The following is a 10,910-nucleotide window of genomic DNA, read 5'->3' as shown; positions in this document are numbered from 1 at the left end:
ACCTTACTGGTTCGTCTGACACTTTCGGCGACAGAAGTAATACAATTAGTACTCTTAGTACAGAGGTCTCAGCTTCTAATGAGGAAACAAAAATTCCAATAATAGAAGAAAACCTCGAGGTAGGAAAACGTGAAGTTAGATCAGGAGGAGTCAGACTACGCAGCCGTATAATAGAGCGACCTGTAGAAGAATCAGTGCGTTTAAAGGAAGAGCGAGTGAATGTAGAAAGAAACAGGGTAGACAGACCTGCTACAGAAGCAGATTTCAATGCATTTGATGAAAAAAACATTGAAATGATTGAACGGAAAGAAGTACCTGTAGTAAACAAGCAGGCACGTGTAGTAGAAGAAGTAAGTTTAAACAAGGATGTTAGTGAAAGAAATGAAACAATCAGCGATACAGTCAGGAAAACTGAGGTTGATGTTACCGATCTCGAGAAGAATGATTTAAGTGACCAGTCAAACAAGAATTACTAAAATGATTAGTGCAAGAAAGAGGCGGTTTTAATAAAAAAAACCTCCTCTTTTTGTTTAGTACCTTAAGTAATAGGCTTCTTCATCCTTTTTACAAAAATGCATTACTAGTTTCATCTCATTTTTAATACAACTAATAGTCTCAAAACTATTTCAAACAACTCATCATTATGGCAAATTTAGATGTTCAACCAAAGAAAAAAGGTTCTATACTCCCATGGTTACTTTTAGCGCTGGGACTTCTTGCGTTGTTATTTTTCTTATTTAAGGGATGTGGTAAAAATGAAGGAGATACTAACACTACAACTGCTATGAGCTCGGATAGTGCTTCTACTTCCGCAACGGCTTCAGCGGCATCTTCTTCATGGGATGATATTGATTTCAATGGTCCTCGTGCTAACTATGAAGAAATCACGGACTCAAACATTAACGTAAGAGGCAACAATAATTATGGAATTTATGGAGTCGGCGAAAACATTCTTTTTGATAAAGGCAAGTCTGATATACGAAGTGCCGCGGAGCAGAACTTACAGCAAATTTCGGCGTCAATCGCTAAACGTTATTCCGGGGGCGAGGTTCGGATATATGGATACACTGATGCTACAGGCGACGCTGCTGCAAATAAACAATTAGCAGAGCAACGCGCAGCATCTGTTCGCAGCTGGCTAGTAAAAAATGGAAAAGTAGATGAAGGTCGTATATCTCTACATCCTATTGGGGAAGCACAACCAGTAGCTTCTAATGCAACAAGTGAAGGCCGACAACAAAACAGAAGGGTTGAAATAGTTGCAAAAGGAGCTCAAAGTGGACAATAACAATAGATGATAGATAACAAAGGGTAACGTAATTCTTAATCACCGGCTTTAATTCAAGCCTCTAAAAAAGTCAATCATGTCAACAAATAATGAAAATACCAATCAGCGTCTGCAGGAGTTAGGTGGAAGTGATTTTGAAATAGCAGATGGTCAACCCAATATTAAGGGCTGGGATATAAAAGATGAAACTGGAAAAAGAATAGGTGAAGTAGACGAACTTTTATTTGATGCACAATCAAGAAAAGTCCGTTATATAGTAGTAGATCTTGAAGGAAATGTTCTCGATCTTGAAACGAGACATGTATTAGTCCCTATTGGAATTGCACAACTTCATGATAAAAATGATGATGTAATTTTACCTGGCGTTACCGCCGGACATTTGCAATCACTCCCTGAATATAAAAAAGACGATGTCGGCATAGAAACAGAAAACAAAGTTAGAAATGCTTTTGCAAGTCTTGGCGCAGCAGGATTTGGGGCAGCAGCTATAACGTCAAACAATTTTGGGAAGAATGAAGACTTCTATAATCATGAACACTTCAATGAAGATAATTTGTACCGCAACAGGAATAGGCTAAGCAATAATTTGGGTAATCAGACTGCTGGGGAAAATACAAGTAACATTACAAGTGAAAATACAACACTTCCAGTAATAGAGGAAAACCTGGAAGTAGGTAAGAGGGAAGTTGAAAATGGGGGCGTAAGGCTTCGTTCAAGAATTGTAGAGCAAAAGGTAAGTGAGGACATCAATCTAAAGCAGGAAAAGGTAACTGTTGAAAGGACACCTGTAGACAGACCAGCTTCAGAAGGAGACATCCACGAGAAAGCCATAGAAATGGAAGCAAAAGAAGAGCTGCCTGTAACTCACAAGGAAGCACGTATTGTTGAAGAAGTTTCTCTAAATAAAGAAGTAACCGAGCGGGAGGAAACAATTAGCGATACGGTAAGAAAAACTGATGTGCAAGTGGAGAATTTAGGAAGCACGGACATCGATAAATAAAAATTATAATTAATAAGAATTCAAGTAAAGAGTAGCGTAACAGCTACTCTTTTATTTTCAATACGACATTTAAAATTAATGGTATGAAGAATTTAAAACGTGCTTATTTCTCATCTGTCTTGACTTTTATTTTTATAAGCTTTATTACTGTAGCATGCGGTGGCGGAAACAACGATGCTGCTATACAAACTAAAATTTCTTCAATAACCCAGACTAATCAGGAGCTGCAGAGCGTAAGTGCAACCGTTTCTAAAGGCGTGGTAACTTTAATTGGAAATTGTAAAACCGAGAGAGATAGGGAAAGAGCAGAAAAAGCGGTTGAGAGGATTGATGACGTAAAAGATGTTATTAATAACATAACAGTCACCGGCAAAGTAGACTTCACGGCAGATAATGATCTGAGGGATGGAGCAGCTAAGATTCTTAAAAAATACAAACGGGTACAGGCACAGGTGGACAACGGGATTATAACACTTAGGGGTAATGTTGATAAAGATGATTTACAACAATTGATGTTGGACTTAAACGGTTTGCGACCCAGACGAATAGATAATCAGTTGGTGGCTGAATAGTAGAACCGGTAGTATTAATAGATTACGAAATTTAATTTTTGGTATTTTTTCCTCCGCGTCTAAAAAAATAACCTGTTTCGTCTACTACAATAACTGAAAGTATGTTGTCCTACTATTACATAGCAGATATAAATGTTTTAATTGAAGACCTCATCTATTTTCGGCAATAGCAGTAGATATGCTAAGGCGGAGGTATTTGTCGAGCATAGGAGAGTTTGTGAAGCGCCTTAAATTGTTCTGACCTTCGAGGCTCCTGCAATGCTTTAGAGTTACAAAACTAACTTGTTTCTACCTTTTTCAACTTCAATTTGGATTTTCTAGCTCATCACAAAAGTCTTACTTATTCGTGTTCTTCTGGTGGTTACGTTTTTGCTACAGTTACTTAAAAAGTATCATATGAAAGGGAAGCTGTCATTTGTCGGAATGTGGGATGTTCTCAAAAGTTCTTTTAAAGGTATGGGTGAAGATAAAATTACGAAGATGGCAGGTTCACTTGCTTATTACACTGTTTTTTCCCTCGCTCCTTTATTAATAATGGTTATATCATTATGTGGTATTTTTTTGGGTAGGGAAGCTGTTGAAGGACAGATTTACGGCCAATTGAAAAACTTTGTGGGTGCTGATACTGCAGCTCAGATGCAGGAAATAATTAAAAACGCATCTCTCACCGGCAAGAGCAGACTAGCTGTAATTATTGGGAGCATAACGCTTTTAATTGGCGCAACTACAGTATTTGCAGAAATACAAGACTCCATCAACACCATTTGGGGATTAAAACCAAAGCCTAAAAAAGGATGGCTGAAGATGCTTCAAAACAGATTTTTGTCTTTTTCTGTTATCGCGAGTCTTGGCTTTCTTTTACTGGTTTCGTTAGGAGTAACAGCTTTAATAGATGGATTAAGTGATCATTTAAAGGCTTATTTTCCTGATGTTACTATAGTCATCTTTACTTTAATCAATATACTAATTACGCTTATTGTTACGGCCCTAATTTTCGCCGTTATTTTTAAAGTACTGCCGGATGCAAAGATAAAATGGAGAGATGTTTTTGCTGGTGCTATTGCCACCAGTCTGCTCTTCATGGTAGGAAGATTTGGAATTTCAATTTATATAAGCAAAAGCAACATAGGAAGTACTTATGGAACTGCAGGATCGCTCGTAGTATTATTAATCTGGGTTTATTATTCATCCATCATCCTTTACTTTGGAGCAGAATTTACAAAATCTTACGCCTTAAAATATGGTGCAGAAATTCATCCGGACGAATATGCAGTTACAACAAAAGTTGTGGAGGTTGAAAACGGAGATCAATCTGTGCAGGCAACAAATGAGACGGATGTTACTCAAAAAACAGAAGCAACAAAAAAAGCTCCTACTGTCTTAATCGAAGAAGGAACACAAATAGCCCGAATGTCAAAAGTGAATCGTAATAATTATTATAATGTAGAACCAGAAACTGGAAAATCAAAAAAAGTTGTATTTAGCATATTAGCAGCATCTTCTACAGCTGTAATAATTGGTTTTGTGACTAGAAAAAGGAAAGAAACAAATACTCAGGTGATCCGGAGCAGAAAAAGCATGGTATCTAGCGCTAAAGAAAAGGTCAATACGATCAGAAATATATATATCACGGCCAAAGAAGGGGCAGAAGATTTGCTTAAAAAGCTGGAGCAAAAAGATTATTAATTTTCTGATTTCACGTTAAAGGACAGCTTTACCAATATTAATAGCGGTTAGGAAAGCCACCGCCCAGCAAGAGGACTTTTAAAGGGTGTAGTACACTATTAGGTAAGTTATTGGGTCTGTCGCAGCTAGTATAAGAAAGGACCAATTATATAAACTATAGGAGTAGCTACAAATAATTTTTATGAATTCTTCCAAAATAGATTTCGTAGTAGCGTTAACCCTAACCCTACTCTAACCCGGGGTTTGATACACCTATTGCAAGTGCAGCAAAATAGTAAGTGAGCAAGGATACTACAGTTTGCAGACGGTGAAATTTTTAAGGAGTAAGTATTGGTAAGGCAAAAGAACTGCTTGTAATTTGACTTTTACGAAATGCGATAGTAGTTTTCTTGTGATGACAACAAAATCTGCTGCTAATGAATTAAAGAATTAGACGAATATGTTAAAGACACCATCTATTATTTCTACTGTAGCAGCAGGGCCCTAAGTAGGAAAAGAAAAAGTCCCTGAGTAATGACTCCCAGATGCTTGAGTAACAGTAACTGCTTCATGTACTAAGAAATCGAAGGTAGAGAAATATGAATAGGATATAGGGTTTGACTTTCGGAGATAATGTATGCGCTTGGCAGTATGTTAAAAAAATCGCAAAGTGGACGTTGAAAGTCCCTATTTTGCGTTGCGGTTAATTGCTCTGACTTTTTCAAATGCCACAACTTCATCCTACTTAGGCTGTACGCCATTGGAAATAAGGTGAAACATAAGAGTACTTTACTAATTTTTTGTTTATTGTAAGGCTGCCTGGTTCTGTCGCACCTGCTTAAATTAAAACACCTAGGGACTAACGTTATAAAATATTCAAAGGTCATTGCTTCCCTAAAAAGATTATTCTGCAAGCTGTCAATTTTAAATTAAGATTTAGCTTAAGTCATCGGGATATAGAGGAGTTATTATCTCTCAGGGAGTAGCAGTAGATCATGCTACAGTACAAAGATGGGTATACAAATTTACTCCATCAGTTGAAAAAGTTTTTACTAAGAGAAAGAAATCAATAACTAATAGCTGGAGGATGGATGAAACTTATTTTAAGGTAAAAGGGGAGTGGATGTTTTTGTATAGAGCTGTTGATAAGGCAGAAAATACTGTAGATTTTCTATTAACCAAAAGAAGAAATAAGCTTGCCGCACATAAGTTTTTGCGAAAGGCAATTAGTAATGATGGCTGTCCGAAGGTGATTGATATTGATAAGAGTGGATTGAACAGGCAAGCAATCAGAACCTACAATAAGAGACGTTTAAAGAGAATAAGAATTAGGCAATGTAAGTATCTTAATAATAGGGTAGAAGGAGATCAACGATTTATAAAATGGCGAACTCAAGGTATGTTAGGATTTAAGAATTTCGAATCAGCATCACGAACACTAACAGGAATAGAAATAGTAAGAATGATTAAAAAGGAACAAGTAGTCTTTCCTAAGGCTAACTATTTTGAAACCTTTTGTTCACTAGCCGCTTGATCCAGCAGCTGCTACTAATAACTTGCCTTGCTAAGAATAGATGCGACAGAACCTCCAATGTACCTGTAAGAATAATTTTCATATTTCGCTTTTTTGTTGATGCAAAAATGCAATTACTAGAAAGAGCGGAAGCAGCCAAATATGCTTTTGTTGTGGCCGAATGTGAGGTAGTGTTATTAATAGCAAAAGCAGCGAAAGTTGAGTCTATGTAAAGCTTTAGAGCTTCTGTCCTTTGGTCGAAACAGGATTAAGGAAAAGAATAAAACTTGTAAGTATTAGTTAGAGGATGGATGAAACGAATTGCAATAGGTACTTAACATTGTAGTATCACTGACATATAAAGCAAATCTTTATGCAAACCTCAGTTGAAAGATGGAAAGCTTCGGCTAAAACCTTTTTATCAAATTGCTCTTATTAACCTAAAGGTTGAGCCTAGTGTTTTAGGTCACGAATACAAATGGCTTTATCCAAAGTAAGGGCGACAATGCCCTACTTTATTATCTATCACTAACACTGTAACTTAGTCCCATGCATGTACTTTCCCTGTTTGGCTTCAATATAAAAAACTTTTTGATGGGTAGCGAGGAGTGGGTATTCCTTTTCGAGACTTTACTCCGGACTATCATAATGTTTATCATAATTCTTGTTGCTCTGCGTTTGCTCGGAAAGCGTGGAGTAAAACAACTTTCGGTGTTCGAGCTCGTTGTTATTATTGGGTTGGGCTCTGCAGCAGGAGATCCAATGTTTTACAAGGATGTAGGCATCCTGCCTGCTTTGGTTGTTTTTTGTATGGTAGTGGCGCTGTATACTTTTGTGACCCGTGTCATTGCAAAGAGCAAAAAGGTAGAGGGCTTAATAGAAGGTAAAGCAGTATGCCTTATCAAAAATGGAGTTTTCGCTATCGAGAATTTTAAGAAGGAAGGATTAAGCGAAGATGAATTTTTTGCAGAGTTGCGTATTCATGGAGTATCGCAACTAGGGCAGATTGAAGAAGCAATTGTGGAAACCTCTGGCACTATGAGTATTTTTTATTATCCCGATGAAAAGGTGAAATTAGGATTGCCGATTATGCCAAATTCTCTAAAAGGAAATAGTCGTGTTATTCATCATGCAGATACATATTCCTGCTCTTTTTGCGGCTACACTGAAAAGCTAGATCCCGCTGCCTCTCATAGCTGTCCCTCTTGTAAAAAATTAGAATGGGTAAAATCAAGTAATAGAAAGCGTGTTCCTTAAAAATAGGTTGAAAAGCGGAGGTCTAACTTCATAATTGCTTAAGTTATTAATAACCCACTTTGTCAAACTATTTACTTGTCAATTTTAATGTTAGTAGGATAAACAATATCTTTTTATCAACAAACATTAGTACCTATTTATAATTGTATTAGAATTTAATACAAGGTCTCGACCAATTAAACAATAGTATAAGTTTTGGATTTGGTGAACATGGTCAATGTGTGAGCCTAACCAATGCCAGAAAGCATTGCCAGGATGAAATATTGTTACTCTTCTAACTCCTAAATGATAAGTAAAGTTGCTTCCTTTCAAATCATACAATTCCGACTCGCCTCGTTGAATAAAACCGAAAGCGAGTAGCAAAGAATGTGTAATTGGAATAGGGTTTGCTCCGCTTAAGGTAAGAGTATCGATGCTTTGTCCATTGACTATTTGCACAAACCCCTTTCCTGTGATTTCAACCCAGTTTCCAATTCTCAAATCAATTGATTGTATCATTTTTTGTTTTTTATGGTATATCCTTAATCCTTTTTATATTTCTTAATCTTGCAATTTAATGACTGGGGAAGAAGCGTAAAAGTTAGCGAAGGACAAAAAGCGAAAGATGCAGATTCCCCTATAGTGACAATCATTATTAAGTAGGAAAACCGAAAGCATTGCATGGATGCGTTTCTACTACATATTCAGGTGTTTGGTTGGAACTGATCCAGTTAATATTTAAAACTATTCGTAAGCCGCTTTCCAAGGTGGCTATCCTACGACGAGAAGGAGCAAAAGGAGAATTATTTGGTAGAGTTATACGTGATAATTGCTTTGGCAACTAAAAAGGCAACAGATGAATGTTACATTTTTATTATTTCAAGACTTTGAAACACTTGATGTATTTGGGCCGGTGGAAATATTTGGCCGCCTCAAACATCAATATAAAATTCTATTCTGCTCACTTTTTGGTGGTCGTATAAATAATGAACATGGCGTTGCCATTGAAACTAAGAAAATTGATGATGTAAAAAATAAAATTGAAATACTTATTATACCGGGCGGTCATGGCACCAGGAAGGAAGTAACTAACATGCAACTAATCGACAAAATTAAAGAAGTTGTCGGCCTTAGTAAATTTGTTATGACTGTCTGTACAGGGAGCGGACTGTTGGCAAAGACGGGAATGTTAGACGGGCGAGTAGCAACATCAAATAAAAAGGCTTTTGATTGGGCCGCCGCGCAAGGGGAAAACGTTAAATGGATTAGGAAAGCACGTTGGACAAAAGATGAAAAGTTTTATACTTCTGCCGGTGTAAGTGCAGGCATAGACATGTCATTAGGTTTTCTTAGTGATATTCATGGAATTGATTTTGCTCGAAAGGTCGCTTTTGAAATAGAATATAATTGGACCGAGAATATGAATGATGATAATTTTTATGAACAATAACTTCGGGCCATAGTATGCACTACAAAACGGGCAGCCCAAGGAAGATTGGCAAAGGCAAAACGGCAAAAAACCGTCATGATGTTTTTGGGCTTCTTTTGCGATAAAATCGTTTTCAACATATGCAGTCAACAAAAAGCAGGAATTAATTATGCATCATAAATTGGGTATCTTTTACCTCGCATGTATTTGAAGATGAGATACTATTGGGGGAGTTTAAAAAAGCTTTATGGTGGAATGCCGGGTAAAATATTATCGATTTAGATAGTGGTTTTGTCGCACTTGTTTGCTCTATCAAGCTAAGGAGTCACTTTATAAGAGGTTTAAAGGTCATTGCTTCCCGGAAGACGTTATTCTACAGGCAGTATATTTAAATTTAAAATTTAGCTTAAGTTATCGAGATGTAGAGGAGTTATTGTCAATCACGGGAGTAACAGTTGATCATGCTACTGTACAAAGATGGGTATATAAACTTATTCCATTAAGGTCAACCTTCCACACGAGAAAAATGCTTTAGTATCTAATTATATTAGAATATTAAGAGAAGGTGTTGAAGGGTGGAACTTTTGAAGGAGAAATAACAACTTCGTCTCGCCCGATTTTTCTTACACTGACCTTTACTATACCAATTTCGCGGGAGCTAATTGACTTGGCAGCACTTTTACCAAAGCTGACTTTCTCCTAAAATAGTTTGTTGGTGTAGTTTAAAGATAATGAGTTGAAAACATATTCTTCAGTGCCTATTGCAGCAAAACAATGTTGTGGGTTCGTGCTTGTCACTGGGATATTTGTTTAGAATTAGGTGAATTAAATAAGTAGAAGATGTTAGGAAGTATCATTAGCCCTACGGCAAGGGGAAGAAACCATGCTCCTAATCCCTCACCATTTGTTAGTGCTGTCTGATAGGTCATGAACACAATACCACTAAAAATGATAATCACCGCCATCTTTAGTACTCTTAGGAGTTTTGCTGCAGAAGTGTACAACCGTGCTGCATTTTCTTGCGTAACTATCGCTGGATAATTGTAGATGTGCGGATGTTTATTAAGAATTGTCATTCCAACATAAATGACGGTTGCAATAATTGGAAGTATAAAAATGTGTGTCTTTCCGCTAAAATCATCTGCTAATCCTGCTGCATTATAGTGGCTGGGTATCTGCTCCGGCAATTTTGAAAAGAAAATAATCGTCCCTACCCATAAAAGTACAAGTATAGATAAAGACACGTTCTCCAGAATTTTGTCGACTATAGTAAGCTCTATTTTTATTTTAGGCTTTGCTTCCATAGCGGTATAAAATTTTACGAAGCGTCAAGTTGCATGATCACAACCATTTAATAGACGCAACTTAAATAAATATTGTAATTGCGAAAGCTTTATGGCCAAATTACTAAAGTCGGGCCTGGTGCAATTCGTTGCATTCTCACGGTATCCTCTTTTTAGTTTTGGTGTTAACACTAATATATACTTTCTTTTAAAAGATGGAGAAACATTTTGACAAAGCGATAAAGATGCTTGATGTGTTGGGTCGTCGTTTTTATGATTAGCCGCTAATATAAAAGTCTTTATGAAGTTGTGGCAATTGAAAAACGTCAGCTTCAACTAACCCCAAAAGCAAAAAAGCGATTTCTAGTTGAATGCTCAATGTCTAGCGGCAATATTATATATACTCGTGTTATACTATATTGTCAACTTTATTGGAAGTGTAGCACTAATGTACGAGATGAAGTAGGAGAACTAGGATTATTATCACTGATAACAACATTTGCCACCTCGTAGGCCTTCAAATAGGTCAAATTAAAAGACCGCGAGTATCCAGAAATGGTAATAAATCCATTAGAAAAAGAAAAAGTCGTGCCCACGGAACTGGGAAAACTATTTGGAAAGGTTTCGTTGTAAGCAACTGCCACCACCCTCTTTAATTGCTGAGAATTAATTACGTTTTGTATTTCTCCAGCGGTCAATTCCGCTTGTGTGAGTGAAAGCCTTTCCTTGGTGCATGAAGAATAAAAGAGCGCTATAGAAAGTAAGACTAATAGCAGATGTGGTTTTTTCATAAATTATTTTGCATGATTTGATATTAAAATATTGTACAACTTAACAAAAGTAAAATGGTGCAAAAGTTTGCCTAAGATTTTTACTTTAAGTCATATTAGTAATTTTAACAAAGATTAGCGCTTTCATGGAGAC

Annotated in this window: 10 protein-coding genes and 1 pseudogene; 8 read left to right on the top strand and 3 right to left on the bottom strand. The window is 36.7% G+C overall.

The window, feature by feature from the left end; all coding sequences use genetic code 11:
• The 7 genes and pseudogenes from SAE01_RS24060 to SAE01_RS24030 form a co-directional block, all read left to right on the top strand.
• The coding region (locus tag SAE01_RS24060) for a YsnF/AvaK domain-containing protein (RefSeq protein ID WP_147206390.1) at nt 1-476 on the top strand (476 nt) is incomplete at its 5' end.
• 167 nt (nt 477-643) lie between these two features.
• Nucleotides 644-1,288 carry an OmpA family protein gene (locus tag SAE01_RS24055; RefSeq protein WP_147206389.1) on the top strand — a complete coding sequence of 215 codons (645 nt, stop codon included), beginning with the start codon at nt 644-646 and terminating at the stop codon, nt 1,286-1,288.
• Between the two features lie 76 nt (nt 1,289-1,364).
• The gene (locus tag SAE01_RS24050) at nt 1,365-2,288 is read left to right on the top strand and encodes a DUF2382 domain-containing protein (protein WP_246113328.1); all 924 of its coding nucleotides are present in this window, start codon (nt 1,365-1,367) and stop codon (nt 2,286-2,288) included.
• An 83-nt stretch (nt 2,289-2,371) separates the two neighbouring features.
• Nucleotides 2,372-2,860 (top strand): BON domain-containing protein, encoded by a 489-nt coding sequence (locus SAE01_RS24045; RefSeq protein ID WP_147206388.1) that lies wholly within the window; start codon nt 2,372-2,374, stop codon nt 2,858-2,860.
• A 396-nt stretch (nt 2,861-3,256) separates the two neighbouring features.
• Nucleotides 3,257-4,546: a YihY/virulence factor BrkB family protein gene (locus tag SAE01_RS24040; protein WP_147206387.1), complete on the top strand. Its 1,290-nt coding sequence runs from the start codon at nt 3,257-3,259 to the stop codon at nt 4,544-4,546.
• Between the two features lie 851 nt (nt 4,547-5,397).
• Nucleotides 5,398-6,059 (top strand): annotated as a pseudogene (locus SAE01_RS24035) (IS6 family transposase).
• 528 nt (nt 6,060-6,587) lie between these two features.
• Entirely contained in the window at nt 6,588-7,295 is a 708-nt protein-coding gene (locus tag SAE01_RS24030) for a DUF421 domain-containing protein (RefSeq protein ID WP_147206386.1), read from the top strand.
• 126 nt (nt 7,296-7,421) lie between these two features.
• Here SAE01_RS24030 and SAE01_RS24025 read toward each other — a convergent pair whose 3' ends face one another.
• Nucleotides 7,422-7,793: a hypothetical protein gene (locus tag SAE01_RS24025; protein WP_147206385.1), complete on the bottom strand. Its 372-nt coding sequence runs from the start codon at nt 7,791-7,793 to the stop codon at nt 7,422-7,424.
• Nucleotides 7,794-8,130: 337 nt separating this feature from the next.
• On the opposite strand from SAE01_RS24025, the gene SAE01_RS24020 reads away from it, so the two are divergent.
• Entirely contained in the window at nt 8,131-8,724 is a 594-nt protein-coding gene (locus tag SAE01_RS24020) for a DJ-1/PfpI family protein (RefSeq protein WP_147206384.1), read from the top strand.
• A 773-nt stretch (nt 8,725-9,497) separates the two neighbouring features.
• Here SAE01_RS24020 and SAE01_RS24010 read toward each other — a convergent pair.
• Nucleotides 9,498-10,007, bottom strand: a complete 510-nt coding sequence (locus SAE01_RS24010) for a DUF1648 domain-containing protein (protein ID WP_147206383.1) — start codon at nt 10,005-10,007, stop codon at nt 9,498-9,500.
• 407 nt (nt 10,008-10,414) lie between these two features.
• On the bottom strand, nt 10,415-10,777 hold the full coding sequence (locus SAE01_RS24005) for a hypothetical protein (RefSeq protein ID WP_147206382.1): 363 nt from the start codon (nt 10,775-10,777) through the stop codon (nt 10,415-10,417).
• Nucleotides 10,778-10,910: the final 133 nt, after the last annotated feature.

Source organism: Segetibacter aerophilus (assembly GCF_007991655.1).
GTDB lineage: Bacteria > Bacteroidota > Bacteroidia > Chitinophagales > Chitinophagaceae > Segetibacter > Segetibacter aerophilus.
This window is presented reverse-complemented; position numbering and strand designations above follow the sequence as displayed.